The sequence below is a fragment of the Vibrio astriarenae genome (genome assembly GCF_010587385.1).
GTDB lineage: Bacteria > Pseudomonadota > Gammaproteobacteria > Enterobacterales > Vibrionaceae > Vibrio > Vibrio astriarenae.
On sequence record NZ_CP047476.1, the window covers coordinates 1,083,951 to 1,100,346 of the forward strand.

Consider the following 16,396-nt stretch of genomic DNA (forward strand, 5'->3'; position numbering starts at 1 on the left):
ACTGGCGTTTTTAGTTTCAGCTCAAATCAGCTAAACAGCGATATTACTCGTCATCTAACGGAATTAGCTTGGTACTGCCCCCATGGATCTTCTCACGACGGCGTTGAACCATTGCGTAGAAGCCTGGAATTAGGAATGTACCTGCGAGTAGCACACATAGTAGACCACCCACCAGTGAAATACCCAGCGAGTTCTGGCTCACGTGACCTGCGCCTGCGGCGAAGATCAATGGGAAAATACCCAAGATAAACGACCATGACGTCATGTTTACCGCACGGAAACGCAGTTTACCACCCTGTACAGCCGCTTCATCTAGGTCGACTTCTTTCTCTTCACGCTCTTGCTTCGCAAATTCTACAATCAAGATTGCATTCTTTGCGGCCAAGGCTATCAAGAGGACGAGACCTATCTGCGCATACAAGTTTAGAGGCGTGCCTGTTAGGTTCAATGCGAGGAAGGAGCCTAACGTTGCTACCGGTACCACCAGGATGATGGCCAGTGGGATTGACCAACTCTCATATTGCGCCACCATGAATAGGTAAATAAAGATCAGTGCTAGAGCAAATGCGTAGATCGCTTGGTTACCCGCTAGAACTTCTTGGTAAGCCATACCTGTCCATTCGTATTGGTAGCCTTGAGGCAAGAGATCTGCCGCGACACGTTCCATTGCTGCAATCGCGTCACCACTTGAGTAACCTGGTGCTGCTTGGCCTTGAACGATCGCACTGCGGTACATGTTGTAACGCCATGCTACATCCGGCTCAAACACCTGCTCGTAGCTGACCAGCGTGCTGAGTGGGATCATCTCGCCTGCTGATGAACGAACGTGGAACAGTTCGAGGTCTTCCATGCTGCTACGGTGTTGGCTGTCTGCCTGCATCGTCACGCGGAAGTTCTTACCGAACATCGTGAAGTCGTTCACGTACATCGAACCTAGGTTACCCTGAAGCGTCTGGAAGATTGACGACAGTGGGATACCCAGTTGCTGTGCTTTTTCACGGTCTATATCAACATAGTAGTGTGGCACGTTGGCACGGAACGTACTAAACGTAAACGCAATTTCAGGTTGTTTGTTTGCTTCTGCAATCAAATCACCCATCACCATTGCAAGATCAGTACGGCTACGACCAAGCGTATCTTCAAGTACAAACTCGAAGCCTGACGCAGCACCCATACCCGGAACCGCTGGAGGCCCCATAGCAAATACGATCGCTTGTGGTAGCTGTTGCGCTGCAATACCGTTAATACGCGCAGCAATCGCATCTGAAGAGTGGTCACCTTCTAGCGAGTTACGCATATCCCAATCATGCAGTTTGATGAACAGAGACGCACCATTCGATGCTGCTGCGCCTGTCATGAATGCATAGCCATTCGCAACCGTTACACCATCAATGCCCGGTTCCGCGGTGACAATATCCATCAGCTTTTCAGACACTTCTTCTGTACGAGATAGAGAAGCTGAGTCTGGTAGCTGAACGTTAACCAGCAAGATACCTTTATCTTCCTGCGGTACAAATGCCGTTGACGTTGTTTTCGCAAAGAAAGTTACTGCAGCAACTGCGACGAAGAAGAACGCAACCAACATCAGGGATTTCTTAACCAAGAAACCGGCTACCTGACCGTAACGATGCGTTACACGCTCTAGACCACGGTTGAAGGCTTTGAACCAGTTAGCCGTGTTATCACCACCCTGTTTAAGCACCAAAGAACACAGTGCTGGGGACAGAGTCAGCGCGTTGATCGACGAGATCACTACAGAGATACAGATCGTCAGTGCAAACTGACGGTACATGATGCCCGTAATACCTGGCAGCATAGCTACTGGTAAGAATACGGCAAGCAGTACTAGAGTCGAAGTAATGATTGGGCCCGTTACCTCTTTCATCGCAAGCAATGTTGCTTTACGAGGAGAGAGTGTTGGGTCTTTCGCCATTGTGGTATCAACGTTTTCGATAACCAAAATCGCGTCATCTACTACGATACCAATTGCCAAGATCAAACCGAACAGGGTTACCGTGTTAATGGTAAAGCCTGTCGCCTGCATGATCGCAAACGTACCAATCAACGAAACGGGGATCGCTACAACTGGAATCAAAGTCGCACGCGCACTACCAAGGAATAGGTAAGTTACTGCGATTACCAACAAGATTGCTTCGATTAGGGTCTTAACTACCCCTTTGATCGACTCAGCAACAAAGATCGTTGTATCGTAACTGGTTTCATATTCCATGCCCTCAGGGAAGTTACTGCTCATATTATCGAGCATATCCATAACGGCTTGACCACTCTCTAGAGCGTTTGCGTCCGACTGAAGTGACAGTGCAACGATAGAGGCATCTTGACCACGGAACTTACCATTACCGTCATAGAACTTTTTACCAAGCTCTACACGTGCAACGTCTTTCAAATAGACAGTTGAACCATCAGCATTAGCACGCAAAATCACGTTTTCAAACTCTGAAACGCTCTCAAGACGACCTTTCGTTACCAGGTTAAACTGAACTTCCTGTGGGTTAGCGTATGGCGCGGCACCAATTCGACCTGCTGCAACCTGCACGTTTTGCTCTGCTAGTGCACCGTAGACATCAGTGGTTGTCAGCTTGAGGTTAGCCATTTTTTCTGGGTCTAACCACACACGCATCGCGTATTCACCACCACCGATTACATTAACTTCACTGATACCTTTCACACGTGCAAGCTGGTCTTTTACGTTCAGGTTAATGTAGTTAATCAGGAACTGGTCATCATAACGACCGTCTGGTGAGTAGAAGTTAAGTACCATCAACAAGTCAGGTGAACGTTTCTTAACCGTAACACCAACCTGACGAACTTCTTGAGGTAGCTTAGATTCAATCTGCGAGACACGGTTCTGTACGTTTACCTGAGCCATATCAGGGTCTGTACCGACATCGAAGGTCACGTTGAGGTTATAAGAACCATCGTTCGCACTCTTTGATGACATGTAGATCATGTTCTCAACGCCGTTCACCGAGGTTTCTATCGGGTCGGCAATGGCTTGCTCTACTACCTCAGCACTCGCACCCGTGTAGTAGGCAGTCACACTTACAGAAGGTGGACTGATCTTAGGGTACTCGGCTACGGGCAATACCATCAAAGAGATTGCACCCGCCAACGTCAGGATAATAGAGATAACCAAAGCGAACTTTGGCCTTTGAATAAAGAAGCGACTTAGCATACTAGAGCTCCTTATTCAGCTTGCGCTTCTTGCAGACGCACTGGTACGCCATTTCGAACTCGCTGCAGCCCTTGAGTAATAACAACGTCTGAAGCATCAATGCCAGACTTAATGATCACGCCTTCCTCAACTTGAGTACCGAGCTCTACATTGCGACGCTCTGCTACATCACCTTCAGCAACGAGCATGACAAAGTTACCCTCGAGGTCAGTTTGAACTGCACGACGTGGCACGACGGTCACATCAGATGTTTGACGGTCGAGCAGACGTACTTTGATATGCTGGCCTGGGAGAAGCTCTTGCTCAGGGTTCGGAACAACTGCTCGCATTGCAATTGTGCCTGTCTGAATGTTGATACGGTTGCCGAGGAAATCGAGCTCGCCAAATTGGGCGAACGTTTCACCATTCTCAAGTTCTACCTGAACCTGAACCGCTTCTGCCTCAGCACTGCCATCACCTTTCACTTTGTCGATTCCAAGGCTGAGACGTTCACGCTCACTGACACTGAAAGCGGCGTGCACTGGGTCAAGACTCACGAGGGTAGTGAGTACACCAGCAGATGGTGACACAAGGTCACCTTTACTAACCTTACTATCCGCGATACGGCCATCGAAAGGCGCACGAATCTCTGTGTAAGACAGGTTAACTTCGGCTAGGTTTAGCTGAGCTTGGCTTGCTGCAAGCTGTGCTTCAGCACCAAGTTGTGTTGCAGTCAAAGCATCAAATTCAGATTGGGAAATACTGCCTCGAGGTAGAAGACCTTTGCCTCGTTCAAAGTCCAATTGTGCTTTCTTCAGTGCGGCTTCAGCTTGCGCAACGGCTGCTTTTGCATTTGCAACTTGTGCTAAGAAAGAAGAGGGTTCGATAGTGTAAAGCAGATCACCTTTCTTAACCATCTGACCTTCTTGGAAGTGACGGTCTTGTAGGTAACCCGAAACTTGTGCTGTCACCTCGGTATCTTCAACCGCCTCAACACGGCCGATGTAAGACTTACTCGGTTGATATTCAATAGTTTCTACGTTTTGGGCAGAAACCAAAGGGAGAGCCTGAGCCTGTTGCCCTCCGCCTTGCTGATCACAGCCAGCCAATGCGATAGCGGCTGTTACTAGCAAAGCGATTTTGCTTTTAGTTTGCATATATGTCCGATAGTACTTGTTGTAGTTGATTAATTGTTTTGAGCAACCACTGGTTTACTCGCTCACTATATTATTGAGCGGTTTTATAGTTATAGATCACATAATCTTCCTTAATGATTCGGGTTGCAAACATAATCTGTTGCAATTTGTAACCACCAATGGCGAAACATTTGTCTCATCAATATTAGAAAAGTTCCATCTTTTTTTAACTTCTGAATCAATTGCTTAAAAAGCGACTCATGTGATTTAAAACCGGTCACTTGAACTATTTATTTGTGTCTGCACTCCATTTAATATGACTACCATAAAAAAAGAGTGACATAAGTCACTCTTTCGAAAGCCCACCATAACCATATTAGAGATCCGGTCGCGTAAATCGCTCAAATGGCTTGTTCTCATTGAGCAATTTCATGCCTTGAAACATTCGAACAAACCAAATCACAATGGCGATGGCTGCAATGAACATTCCGATATAGGGAATGTAAAAGGCTATATCATCGATAACGTGGCTGCGGTACCAGTAGTCATTAATACCTTTAAGTACCCCATTTGAAGTTGCGACGGTAACGATCAAGACAACAAAGAATGTCAGATTGAGGAAGAAAGTGCGGATAAGCCCGTAGTAATGCGAATCCATCACCTCACCGTCTTCGCCTTTGTCCAGTCGGTATCCCGCATAAACAATGGCAATAACCCCGGAAATCAAACAAGTGAACGGAGTAAAGCAGCTCAGAATGTAAGCCGTCCATATTCCTTTATGAGGTTTGTTCATTGCTTGATTCTCCTTTCATCGGTTCCGTTTTGGCGGTTGATACCTCTTCAGAGTCTGACTCTTTGGCCATCACCTCTTCATACCAAATATCATGGTGCTCTTTCGCCCATGTTTCATCGACTTCACCTGTCACCATGCCTTCTAGTGCCCCTTCCATACCAAATAGACCGATATAGATGTGGAAGACGAAACCACAGATAAGGATGAGTGCGGCCAACATATGGACTAAGTTCGATAGCTCCATATCTCGGCGAGTTTGACCAAAGATTGGGAAGTCTAGAACTAAGCCACTGAATGCCACCACAGTACCGACAACAATGAGCATCCAAAACAGAATTTTCTCACCGGCGTTTGAGAACTCAGCAGATGGGTGACTGCCCTTATGCTTACCCGCCATACCGCCAAGTTTGAGCATCCATTGAAGATCGACTTTACTTGGGATCGACTTACGCCACCACTTGATCAAGATACCAAGCAGCAGGACATAGAAGATCGGACCAATGTAATTGTGGTATTGCTTCGCCAGCATAATGATGAAGCCCCACAAGTCGGTTGGAATATACGGCTTTAAGAAGTGCTTACCGTAAACCAACATCAGCCCACTAAATGCGAGGGTTAAGAAGGTAAATGCCATTGACCAGTGTAGAGCGCGATCGAGTCGCGACCAACGCTTGATCTTGCGACCAGTTCTTGGTGCGCTCAGCTTTAACGGACCAACAACGATATACATCAAGGTAACCATCGCAATACTGCCAAAGATGGCAACGGCACCCGCTGGCGACATCCACTTCTCTTTCAAAATGTACCACGTTTGGCCTGGGGTGCTGATAAGCACATCATGCTCTGGAAACGTTGAAGACGTTGTGCCTCCTTCACCTTGGCGCACTTGTCGCCAGAAGTCTGCACCCGCAAGCTGTGTCATCTCTCGCTGAGCCACATCGTTTTGTGTTTGCTCAGCAGAAACAGGCAGCGATAGGGCTAACACCATTGCTGCCAGCATAGGCAGCAAGGCGAGAGAGACACGTCTAAGATATTGAATCATATCTCTCTCCACTATCAGCTTTTGGTTGCGTCGTAAGACAGGTCTTCACCGTCAGTCCAGCCTGCGCCTTTTGCGCCACGCTCAACAACACGTTGACGGAAGATATCAGACACTTTCGCTGAATCACCTGCTAGCAACGCTTTGGTTGAACACAGTGAAGCACACATCGGTAGCTTACCTTCAGCGATACGGTTCGCACCATACTTCCTGCGCTCCTCCTCTGAGCCTGCCTCTGTTTCAGGGCCGCCTGCACAGAAAGTACATTTGTCCATTTTGCCACGCTCACCGAACGCAGACTGTTTCGGGAACTGAGGGGCACCAAATGGACAAGCAAACAAGCAATAACCACAACCGATACAAAGATCTTTGTTGTGAAGAACGATGCCGTCTTCCGTTTGCTCAAAACAGTCTGCAGGGCACACTGCTTTACAAGGGGCATCGGTACAGTGCATACAAGCAACAGAAACTGAGCTCTCGCCTGGTTCACCATCATTGAGTGTTACAACGCGGCGACGTTGAATACCCCACTCTAGTGCATCATCGTTTTCGTTCTTACATGCGGTGACACATCCGTTACAGTCGATGCAACGCTTGGTGTCACAAAGGAATTTCATCTTAGCCATTGTCTACACTCCTTAAGCTTTGCGAATGTTACATAGTGTCACTTTGGTTTCCTGCATCAGCGTGACAGGGTCATAACCATAAGTGGTTGCCGTATTGGCGGCTTCGCCGATCACATAAGGATCTGCACCTTCAGGGTATTTCGACCGGAGATCTTCCCCTTGGAACTTACCGCCAAAGTGGAATGGGATGAATGCAAGACCCGGCTTAACACGGCGTGTAACCAGTGCTTTCACCTTGATGCGGCCTTTCTCTGCACCTTCAACCCAAACTTCATCGCCATCTTTAAAGCCAATGTCATTTGCATCTTTCGGGTTTACTTCAACAAACATCTCTTGTTGAAGCTCTGCTAGCCATGGATTAGAGCGAGTCTCTTCACCACCACCCTCATACTCCACCAGTCGGCCAGATGTCAGAATAATTGGATACTCTTCTGATTTATCTTGCGCCTGAATCGATTTGTAGAGTGTTGGAACACGGAAGATCGCGTCTTTATCATCCCAAGTAGGGTAATCGGTAACCAAATCACGTCGAGGAGTGTATAGCGGCTCACGGTGCAATGGCACGCGATCTGGGAATGTCCAAACAATCGCACGCGCTTTTGCGTTGCCAAACGGGATACATCCGTGTTTGATCGCTACGCGCTGGATACCACCAGAAAGGTCTGTCTTCCAGTTTTTACCTTCCGCTGCTTGCTTCTCTTCTGCTGTGAGATCATCCCACCAGCCAAGTTGTTTCAGCAGCTTATCGCTAAACTCTGGATAACCATCTTTGATCTCACTGTCTTTTGAGTAGCTGTCTTCAGCCAGCAAACTCTTACCTTCAAACTCAACACCGAAACGTGTACGGAAAGTACCACCGCCTTGTGCAACTGGCTTAGAGTTATCGTAAAGAATATGGGTACCAGGGTGCTTCATTTCTGGCGTACCCCAACATGGCCAAGGAAGACCGTAGGTTTCACCATTTGCAGGTCCACCCTCGCCTTCCAACGTGGTTTTGTGGAACGTGTGCCAGTTTTGCTGATGCTCTTTCAAGCGCTCTGGGCTTTGGCCCGTGTAACCAATCGTCCACATGCCTTTATTGAACTCGCGAGTGATGTCTTCGATCACTGGCTGATTATTCTCGACGCGGATGTTTTTAAACAGCTGATCTTCAAACCCGAGTTTCTTGCTCAGCAGATACATGATCTCGTGGTCTGGCTTAGATTCAAACAAAGGATCGACCACTTTGTCGCGCCACTGGACAGAGCGGTTTGACGCAGTAACACTACCGTAAGTTTCAAACTGAGTCGTTGCTGGCAGCAGATAAACGCCATCAGTACGATCATTCATTACTGCTGCAACCGTTGGATAGGGATCAACGATCACCATCATATCCAGCTTCTGCATGGCTTTTTTCATTTCAGGACCACGAGTTTGTGAGTTAACCGCGTGACCCCAATAGAACATAGCGCGAATATTTTCACGCTGACGAATGTTCTCTTTATCCTCTAAAACACCATCTACCCAACGAGAAACAGGAATACCAGCGCTGTTCATTGGTTTTTGGCCACCGTAAGCGGTGTCGTCGAAACGCGCTTTGATCCAATCAAAATCCACGTCCCACACTTTTGCCCAGTGACGCCATGAGCCTTCAGACAAACCGTAATATCCTGGCAGAGTATCAGAAAGCACACCAAGGTCTGTCGCACCTTGTACATTGTCGTGACCACGGAAAATGTTAGCACCACCACCCGATTTACCCATGTTACCGAGTGCTAACTCAAGTACACAGTATGCGCGCGTGTTGTTATTACCTGTGGTGTGCTGAGTTCCCCCCATACACCAAACGACACAACCTGGACGGTTTTCTGAAAGGAGCTTCGCGGTCTGATAAACGTCTGCTTCGCTCACGCCAGTGACACGCTCTACTTCAGCAGGATTCCACTTTTCAACTTCTGCGCGGATCTCATCCATACCAAACACACGTTGGCGAATGAACTCTTTATCTTCCCACTCATTGGCAAAGACGTGCCATAACACACCCCAGATAAACGCGACATCAGAGCCCGGGCGAAGGGAAACATAGTGATCCGATTTCGCTGCCGTACGCGTGCGACGCGGATCAGCCACGACAATCTTACAATTACTCTTCTCTTTTGCGATCAAGATATGCTGCATCGCTACAGGGTGCGCTTCTGCTGGGTTTGAACCAATGAAGAGCATCGACTTACAGTTATGCATGTCATTGAACGAGTTGGTCATTGCACCGTAGCCCCAAGTGTTTGCAACACCGGCTACGGTTGTTGAGTGACAAATACGCGCTTGGTGGTCAACGTTATTTGTACCCCATAATGACGCCATTTTACGGAACGCATAAGCTTGCTCGTTACTGTGCTTCGCACTGCCAAGAAAGTAAACTGAATCAGGGCCTGACTCTTTGCGAAGCTCAAGTGCCTTGTTACCAATCTCTTCAATTGCTTGATCCCAAGACAGCTTCTTCCACTTACCGTTTTCTAGCTTCATTGGGTATTTTAGACGGCGCTCGCCATGACCGTGCTCGCGCAAAGCTGCGCCTTTCGCACAATGGCCGCCTGCATTGAATGGGTGATCAAATGCAGGCTCTTGTCCAGTCCAAACACCGTTTTGAACTTCGGCGTAAATACCACAACCCACAGAGCAGTGAGAACAGATGGTACGCTTTACCTCTGTTTTGGCATCTGGGTCAACAGACTTGGCTTCCGCTTTTTTCATCATACCCGGAGCGAAAAGCCCTGCACCCACCATTGCACCACCAGCAGCAAGCGAGGTGTTTTTCATGAATGAACGGCGTGAAACTCCGAGTTGATTGGTTTCTTTGCTCACACTATCGGAGCGTTTAGTCAATTTCATACTTTATCTCCTAGAGTGTGTCGTAGTAATCACGAACGTGTTGCGTTTCGCGATAGCCTGTTTTTTTCTCTGCTTGTTTCGGCAGCTCTGCAGTTTCTGAAGCCGTCGCGACCTTAGTCGTGCCCGCAACAACCGCGCCTGCCACAGCAGCCGTCGTCAAACCTTTGAGCAGGTCTCGACGACTTGTATTTACGTCTTTATTCTCTTTCATCTTTGCTTCCTTACCTTCCGGTAGATATCTAGCGGAGACTTCATGCCTCTCTATCGAGCAAACTGAGTGAACTCAATTACTCGTAATCCGTGACGTTTTTCACGTCGATTTTTAGCTTATGCTTCGAGCTTTGCTTATTCACACTAAAGCGAACTTGCTCTAATGCCAGATAGGCCTGACATAGCTGCGCAACTGATTTATAAAAATTTGCGCTCTCTGCCGTCTGTAGCTGTTGAGTAAACAGGCCAAACCAAGGAGCGATGTGTTTGTTAAACACCGCTTGCTGAAGCGCTTCTTCTTCATTCGTTAGCATCGCCATTACTTCACACAATGCCGCGATATGATCTTCTGGCTCTTTCACGTTTTCACTGCGCTCTATACCCAAAAGTTCGAGATCATGACGAATCTCTGCCAGCGGCTTTTCCATCATTGAACCAGTGCGATGCCAAGAGCCAAATGGCACGACTTCACCACGACCAATACCAATAAAGAGATCTTGATACTCTTCGTCTAACGCTTGTTGGTCCGATTGTGCTGCCGCTTGTTGTACGGCTAACCATGCCTTTTGCATCTCACTTTCTGTTTGCTCTACATCCAGTGATGTTAAAAACTGCACGATCTCTTGGGTCGGCGCAGCGCGAAACAATGCAGAGAGAACCAAGTAAATTTCGGTTCTTAGTGTCTGTTCATTTTCTTGTTTTTGTTCTTGAAGGTTTTCCAACATCGGCTCCTAATATTTCAACTGCTGTGCCGGGTCTTTAGCCATCGACTCAAACACATCGATCACACGACAGTCTTCACACATGGCAATTCGGTTTAATGCGGCTTCGTCTGTAAAATGAGAGTGGTTACGCAGTTTATTCTGCAGCATGTCGATCATTGACTGAGGGGCAAACGGTTTCTGGCAACGAATACACTCCGTCGCCTTCTCCTCATGAATCACCACCGGATTTTGTCGAGCCTTTTGCTCCCAATTCATGCGTGGAGTCAGGCTTAATACACTTTCGGGACAGGCTTTTTCGCACAGGCCACATTGCACACAATCTTGTTCAACAAACTTGAGTGATGGAGAATCTCCATCGGTATGAAGTGCTCGTGTAGGACAAACCGCGACGCAGCTCATACACAAGGTACAGCCTTTGCTCTCACACGAAACATTACCGTAAGGTGCATTTGCAGGCAGTGATAAAACAGGTTCTGACGGAGTGCGTGAATCAGACAATGCATCTAGGGCAGAGAACAAGCGTTGGCGTTTATTACCGGCTAAATCACCAAGTGATAATTCAAACGATTGAGTACACAGCGTTGGCGCTTCCTCACGCAGTGACTCCAAGAAAAGAATATCAATGGTTTCTTTCGCAATACCCAGCTGAGTCAGTAACTCTTGTGCAATACCCACCTCACTGCTCAGCACGCGAATAATGGTTTGTGGCATATGGCGAGAAGCCGCGAACAAGACCTGTGTTGCTCCGTTCACCAATGCAGCAAACCAAGTATCAATACCGATTGAAGGTAACTCTTCTACAACCACTGGCACGACATTATCAGGTAGTGCTTTGAGGGCCATAACGTTATAAGCCTCATGTCGAGAGCTACAAATCAGAACGATAGGGTCGACACCACCCGCTTGTTTATAGTTTGCTAGGGTGCGTTCAATAAACTTTTGTGTATCATCGGGGTTTGGTAGGGCATAGTGAATCGCTTCGGTTGGGCAACTTGTCGCACACGTACCCACACCCTGGCATAGGTATGGGTTGATTTCGATACGGTGCCCAATCTTGTCGTTACCCTCACTAGAAAGTGCACCGGCTGGACATGCATCGACACATCGCTCACAACCTTTCACGCCACGAGAGCTATGCGCGCACATATCAGTATCTAGACGGAAAAACTTCGGCTTATCAAACGTCCCCATTAACGTTGGGATCTCTTCAAGCGCTTCGGCCAATTTAGGATAACCACGTCCAACGGGATAATAACCAGGCACAGGGACTTCTTCAGTCATGCAACTGTCGAGGCACAAATCAAGTACCACATCAAAGCAGTCATGGTTGATAGCAACACTAGCAAGGTTGCTTCTAAGGCCATTGCTCTCTACATACACCTCAAACGTGCCGAGAAAGCCAGCTACCTGAACAGAATTGGTGTAGTAAATATCCGATCCAGAGCCTTTCTCTCCATCGGTAGAGAGCAAGGTTAAGCTCGTCAGCTGAGGAAGTTGAGCCGCCGCGCTTTCAATGATTGCCGTCGGGCCAATAATCAAGGTGTGACCACCACTCTCATAACTGACTGTGGGTGGAATAAGATTGGTCAACTCAACAGTATTTTCAAACGCATACTGTCTCGCCTGACCATTTGTCGATGTTGCTTGTTGTAATAGTTCTTTCAACGTTTCTTTCATGAGGGTTCAGTTCGTTGTGGTTGAAGCAGTCTACCCAATCTTCATTTTAGTTGGCTTTTTGAGGCTTAGATAAATCGTCAAACCTTACAGCACTATGAGATTGAGCCTGTGTGCTCACTTTACTTTCTGATATCTAATCATTATTTCGGAAAGACCCTGCAACCAACGTGCCAATAGAAATTAGGATAAAAATCAGATCTTTATCTCGTTATTTATAAACCCATCAGCAACAAAAAAGCCACCTAGGACAAATTGTCCCAGGCGGCTTTTTCTCAATGGCGTCAAAATGTACCTATTTTTCGTGTGGTATATTTTGTCGCACCTCGATATCTTCAGCGTCTAAACCACACTCTGAGTCTGATTCTAACGTGTTTGATGCGTCTTCTTGGGCTGATTCGATTCGCTCGATACTTTCAACTTCAGAGCTCGACTCATCGGTTGGATCTTGGCTATCTTGCGTCTCTTGCTCTAATTCATCGTCAGTATCATTGACCCAATCTCTAAGCTTTTCGGCGACACCCTCTGATAGTGTCTGGAGATTACTATAATCATCGTCATAATCATCCAACCCATCGCGTACATTAAACTCTTCAGATAGGAATAGTTTTCTTAATGCCGCCTTCTTAATGCTTTCAGATGCCTCAGAGACCAAGAGATTCGCCACTGACATTTCTTCTACTGGCTCATCAGACTCTTCTTTTAGATTGCTTTCATCCTCTTTGACCGCCTCAAAAGCGGGCTGAGGTTCGTCATCAATTAGAGGGCTCTGCTCTAGCTCTACAGTGTCGCCTTCACTGGTTTCGAGCCCGGTTGTAGCGCTATCCTCGTCATGTTGAGACTCTTCGATCTTTCTCTTTGACCAGCGGCTGATAAAACTAGTTGCCATTTGCGCGCCCTACTCCTTTACGCTTCTTCTTTCTGACTTCAAGCAACTCGCCATGACGACCGATAAAGGCCTCCATCCATGCCTGAACCGGTAACGGCATATCGCAAGATAGCACCTGATTGTCGCCATCCATATACTGGCCTGCTACGGTTTGTGAAGCCGTTAGAAGCTGAATAACGGGACGCTCACCAGAATCCACATTATCCATGATTAAGAATAACTTAGGCTGCTGAGAACTTAAGTTAAAACGATAGTCAGTACGCTCATCTTTGTGTAGCTGTAGCAAGCAAACGTCTTGCTCGTTCAGCTCTGGTGACAGGTTAAACCCATCAAGTGTCCACTGAGTCGTCGTCCACATGCCGTTTTTTATCTCGTGCTCAACTCGATGAACACCAATATACCAAGTGGCGTCGGTCTTTTCGTAATCTTGGGTGATCTCTTGATTCACTGACATTTTGTCTCGTATTGTTCTTCTAATGCCTCAATTAAAGCAATAAACACGCCATACCGCTAGCGTAGTACATGCTTCGGTATATACTTGGAACAACTATTGCTATTACAAGCTATCGCAAAATAACAGTAGAATACTCTGCGCACCCCAGTAACTAGGACGGTAATGTGGCAAAACCAAACATAATAAGAACCAGTGAAAATCCCCTACAAACGATTGAAGTCGATGTTTATGATGAGTACGGCGAAGTCATCACTAAACAGATTGCGTGTGAACGCCCTCTCACCGTAATGCTTAACTGGAAAGAAGTGGTCACCCTCATGACACTTGGTTCACGCCCAGAATCCCTCGTTCTAGGCTATTTGAAAAACCAAAGCTTCATCAGTGATCCTGATGCGATTGAATCTGTGATCATTGACTGGGAAACCAGTAGCGCCGCAGTCATCACCAAAGAGAACACTGAACAAGTCGACAGTGCCCTTAAGAAAAAAACCGTCACCTCAGGCTGTGGTCAAGGCACGATGTACGGTAATGTTATGAAACAGCTTGAAAACTATCAGGTTCCCCAAGTCTCTCTCAAGCAATCCGAAATCTACGCATCATTAGAAGCCCTAACTCACTATAACGATACCTACAAAAAGGCTGGGGCAGTCCATGGCTGCGCCGTGTGCAAGGGAGATGAGGTGTTATCGTTTGTTGAAGATGTGGGTCGACACAACGCTGTAGATACCCTAGCCGGTGAAATGTGGCTCAATCAAGAAACTGGAGATGACAAAATCTTTTACACCACTGGGCGCTTAACTTCTGAGATGGTGATCAAAGTGGCTCAGATGGGTATCCCCGTCTTGCTCTCTCGTTCTGGTGTAACCCAGATGGGTCTCGATCTCGCGAAACAATTTGGCATCATCACCATTGCACGAGCAAAAGGATTACGCTTCCAGGCTTTCCACGGTGCAGACCGCATTGAGTTTGATGTCAAAGGGCAATCACAAGAGAGCTAGAGACTGAGCGCTGTTTGACCATTTAATGTCTTAGCAAGTGCCTTAATCTAGAATAAAGCGTATAGTGAGCCCATTGAGACCTACTGGAAAGACACAGAGTAGAATTATGATTAATGATCCTAAAGTCATCGACACCCTAGAAGAGCTAGAAAGCTTCCTTATCATTGTAGAAAGTGGCGCACTTGGCCTATCAGACGTCGCTGGTATTGCACTGGCGACAACCAATACCGATGGCCGCCCTTTTGTTGCGGTGCTAGACAGCAAGCACCAACTGCTATTAGGTCGCTGGGTTTCTGCCGATGTTTATGAAAATGGTAAAGATTTGGTGCGCAACGGCCCCAGTCGCAAGCACTAAAAGCCGAAAGCACTAATCGAAGTGACTAAATCGTCTCAAAAGCGCTTTGTCGGTCAAAGCGCTTTTTCTTTGAGTACTACTTAAAAATCAAATTTGCACGACGAGCCAAGCCAGAGGTCACTGAGCCGAAGAAGTCACCACGTACCACTGGTGTATCTCCAAGCACTGATTTCACGGCATTGGTCAAAATGGGAGAACGTGCAGATCCCCCTGTCATGAATACCATGTCTGGCTTGATACCACTTTGAACGACAGCTTCCTCTACGAGTGCTTTAATCTTGTTGGTTGGCGGCTCTATTGCCGCTTCTAATCGCTCTCGAGTGACATCAACCTCAAAAACTTCCGAAAGTAGATTTAAGTTCGCTGTGTATTGCTCATGCTCACCCAGTGCAATTTTGGTTTTCTCAGCTTCACGTATGACGCTGTAACCTAATGTCTCTCTATGCAGCGTCAATAATCGATTGACCTTCTCTGGCTCTTTCGCTTCTCGGTGAATTTGTCTCAATACAGAAAAGTTATCATGTGCGTAGAAGCTACGTTGCGCCTGCACATCACTGATCGCAATGGGGTTCCAAAACTGGATTAAAGGAATATCTAAACCAGATTGACGCTTAGAGCCCATGCCAAACTCTGACATGAAACATTTAAATGCAGTGTAGATATCTAGGTCATTCCCTCCCACCATTTGACCGGAGTGCGCAAGCAGCGAAGAGGTTCTGTCAATTTGTGAAGCCCAAGTCGGCCCCATCTGAATCATTGAGCAGTCTGTCGTACCACCACCAATATCGACGATGAGAACATTCTTATCTTCTTTGAGGCTCGCCTCAAACTCTAAACCCGCGGCAACGGGTTCAAACTGGAATTCAACATCCTTAAATCCAGCACGATTGGCTGCGCTTCGTAAGATACCTTCGGCTTGAATATTTGATTTATCGCCACCGCGACCGAGAAAGTTCACTGGCCTCCCAATCACTGCTTGCTTCACTTCATGACCTAAATGCTGCTCCGAGCGAGACTTAATATTACTCATCATCGCGCACACCAAGTCTTCAAAGAATGACAACTGCATATCTCTCAGTCCCATCGCGCCGAGAAATGACTTCGGTGATTTAACGTAATAGACGTCTTTAGGGTCATCCAAATAGAGATCGAGCGCTTCATGCCCAAACTTGACGTCATCCGCCCTGACTTCTAATCCTTCTTCTCTGTTTACTTTGATCGCGCGGCGCAGCAAAGCTTCACCTACGGTATCGACAGGCTTTATCTCTTTACAACGAAACAGATATTCCGAAACGGTTTCTGAGTTCGGTGCGCACAAAGTCGAAGGAACGTAGCGGTCTTCGCCGACGAGAGGAATGGGGTTCACTTGACCGTTTATAAACTGAGCGACAGAACAGTTCGCCGTTCCGTAATCAAAACCAATTGCCATGTGATACCTCTACCGAAATTTGTGG

At 47.2% G+C, this 16,396-nt stretch carries 14 protein-coding genes; 2 read left to right on the top strand and 12 right to left on the bottom strand.

Going from position 1 to position 16,396, the window contains the following annotated elements; all coding sequences use genetic code 11:
- Window positions 1-43: 43 nt before the first annotated feature.
- From GT360_RS19200 to GT360_RS19250, 11 genes are all read right to left on the bottom strand, one after another.
- A complete protein-coding gene (locus GT360_RS19200) occupies window positions 44-3,196 on the bottom strand; it encodes an efflux RND transporter permease subunit (RefSeq protein WP_164650556.1) in 3,153 nt (1,050 codons plus the stop codon).
- Between the two features lie 11 nt (window positions 3,197-3,207).
- Entirely contained in the window at window positions 3,208-4,332 is a 1,125-nt protein-coding gene (locus GT360_RS19205) for an efflux RND transporter periplasmic adaptor subunit (RefSeq protein WP_164650557.1), read from the bottom strand.
- A 355-nt stretch (window positions 4,333-4,687) separates the two neighbouring features.
- Entirely contained in the window at window positions 4,688-5,104 is a 417-nt protein-coding gene (locus GT360_RS19210; RefSeq protein WP_164650558.1) for a hypothetical protein, read from the bottom strand.
- Window positions 5,088-6,146 (bottom strand): formate dehydrogenase subunit gamma, encoded by a 1,059-nt coding sequence (locus tag GT360_RS19215; protein ID WP_164650559.1) that lies wholly within the window; start codon window positions 6,144-6,146, stop codon window positions 5,088-5,090. Before GT360_RS19215 ends, GT360_RS19210 begins: the two co-directional genes overlap by 17 nt.
- Window positions 6,147-6,160: 14 nt before the next feature.
- Window positions 6,161-6,769, bottom strand: a complete 609-nt coding sequence (fdh3B, locus tag GT360_RS19220; protein WP_164650560.1) for a formate dehydrogenase FDH3 subunit beta — start codon at window positions 6,767-6,769, stop codon at window positions 6,161-6,163.
- A 12-nt stretch (window positions 6,770-6,781) separates the two neighbouring features.
- Window positions 6,782-9,637: a formate dehydrogenase subunit alpha gene (locus tag GT360_RS19225; RefSeq protein WP_164650561.1), complete on the bottom strand. Its 2,856-nt coding sequence runs from the start codon at window positions 9,635-9,637 to the stop codon at window positions 6,782-6,784.
- Between the two features lie 10 nt (window positions 9,638-9,647).
- Complete coding sequence (locus tag GT360_RS19230) at window positions 9,648-9,848, bottom strand: twin-arginine translocation signal domain-containing protein (RefSeq protein WP_164650562.1); 201 nt, start codon at window positions 9,846-9,848, stop codon at window positions 9,648-9,650.
- Window positions 9,849-9,924: 76 nt separating this feature from the next.
- Entirely contained in the window at window positions 9,925-10,572 is a 648-nt protein-coding gene (locus GT360_RS19235; protein WP_164650563.1) for a TorD/DmsD family molecular chaperone, read from the bottom strand.
- Between the two features lie 6 nt (window positions 10,573-10,578).
- Complete coding sequence (locus GT360_RS19240) at window positions 10,579-12,249, bottom strand: 4Fe-4S dicluster domain-containing protein (RefSeq protein ID WP_164650564.1); 1,671 nt, start codon at window positions 12,247-12,249, stop codon at window positions 10,579-10,581.
- 292 nt (window positions 12,250-12,541) lie between these two features.
- The gene (locus GT360_RS19245; RefSeq protein WP_164650565.1) at window positions 12,542-13,135 is read right to left on the bottom strand and encodes a DUF3306 domain-containing protein; all 594 of its coding nucleotides are present in this window, start codon (window positions 13,133-13,135) and stop codon (window positions 12,542-12,544) included.
- Window positions 13,125-13,589, bottom strand: a complete 465-nt coding sequence (locus tag GT360_RS19250) for a DUF3305 domain-containing protein (RefSeq protein ID WP_164650566.1) — start codon at window positions 13,587-13,589, stop codon at window positions 13,125-13,127. Before GT360_RS19250 ends, GT360_RS19245 begins: the two co-directional genes overlap by 11 nt.
- Before the next feature lie 164 nt (window positions 13,590-13,753).
- Between GT360_RS19250 and GT360_RS19255 the strand changes: the two genes are divergently transcribed.
- Together GT360_RS19255 and GT360_RS19260 are read left to right on the top strand one after the other, a co-directional pair.
- Complete coding sequence (locus GT360_RS19255; protein WP_164650567.1) at window positions 13,754-14,587, top strand: formate dehydrogenase accessory sulfurtransferase FdhD; 834 nt, start codon at window positions 13,754-13,756, stop codon at window positions 14,585-14,587.
- A gap of 106 nt (window positions 14,588-14,693) precedes the next feature.
- Entirely contained in the window at window positions 14,694-14,942 is a 249-nt protein-coding gene (locus GT360_RS19260) for a hypothetical protein (protein ID WP_164650568.1), read from the top strand.
- Window positions 14,943-15,018: 76 nt separating this feature from the next.
- Here the strand turns inward: GT360_RS19260 and yegD are convergent, their stop codons facing one another.
- Entirely contained in the window at window positions 15,019-16,371 is a 1,353-nt protein-coding gene (gene yegD / locus GT360_RS19265; protein WP_164650569.1) for a molecular chaperone, read from the bottom strand.
- Window positions 16,372-16,396: the final 25 nt, after the last annotated feature.

What these genes read in the sequence shown, in the direction of transcription:
- GT360_RS19200 (WP_164650556.1), bottom strand. Translation starts at nt 3,196, where the DNA reads ATGCTAAGTCGCTTCTTTATTCAAAGGCCAAAGTTCGCTTTGGTTATC.
- GT360_RS19205 (WP_164650557.1), bottom strand. Translation starts at nt 4,332, where the DNA reads ATGCAAACTAAAAGCAAAATCGCTTTGCTAGTAACAGCCGCTATCGCA.
- GT360_RS19210 (WP_164650558.1), bottom strand. Translation starts at nt 5,104, where the DNA reads ATGAACAAACCTCATAAAGGAATATGGACGGCTTACATTCTGAGCTGC.
- GT360_RS19215 (WP_164650559.1), bottom strand. Translation starts at nt 6,146, where the DNA reads ATGATTCAATATCTTAGACGTGTCTCTCTCGCCTTGCTGCCTATGCTG.
- fdh3B (WP_164650560.1), bottom strand. Translation starts at nt 6,769, where the DNA reads ATGGCTAAGATGAAATTCCTTTGTGACACCAAGCGTTGCATCGACTGT.
- GT360_RS19225 (WP_164650561.1), bottom strand. Translation starts at nt 9,637, where the DNA reads ATGAAATTGACTAAACGCTCCGATAGTGTGAGCAAAGAAACCAATCAA.
- GT360_RS19230 (WP_164650562.1), bottom strand. Translation starts at nt 9,848, where the DNA reads ATGAAAGAGAATAAAGACGTAAATACAAGTCGTCGAGACCTGCTCAAA.
- GT360_RS19235 (WP_164650563.1), bottom strand. Translation starts at nt 10,572, where the DNA reads ATGTTGGAAAACCTTCAAGAACAAAAACAAGAAAATGAACAGACACTA.
- GT360_RS19240 (WP_164650564.1), bottom strand. Translation starts at nt 12,249, where the DNA reads ATGAAAGAAACGTTGAAAGAACTATTACAACAAGCAACATCGACAAAT.
- GT360_RS19245 (WP_164650565.1), bottom strand. Translation starts at nt 13,135, where the DNA reads ATGGCAACTAGTTTTATCAGCCGCTGGTCAAAGAGAAAGATCGAAGAG.
- GT360_RS19250 (WP_164650566.1), bottom strand. Translation starts at nt 13,589, where the DNA reads ATGTCAGTGAATCAAGAGATCACCCAAGATTACGAAAAGACCGACGCC.
- GT360_RS19260 (WP_164650568.1), top strand. Translation starts at nt 14,694, where the DNA reads ATGATTAATGATCCTAAAGTCATCGACACCCTAGAAGAGCTAGAAAGC.
- yegD (WP_164650569.1), bottom strand. Translation starts at nt 16,371, where the DNA reads ATGGCAATTGGTTTTGATTACGGAACGGCGAACTGTTCTGTCGCTCAG.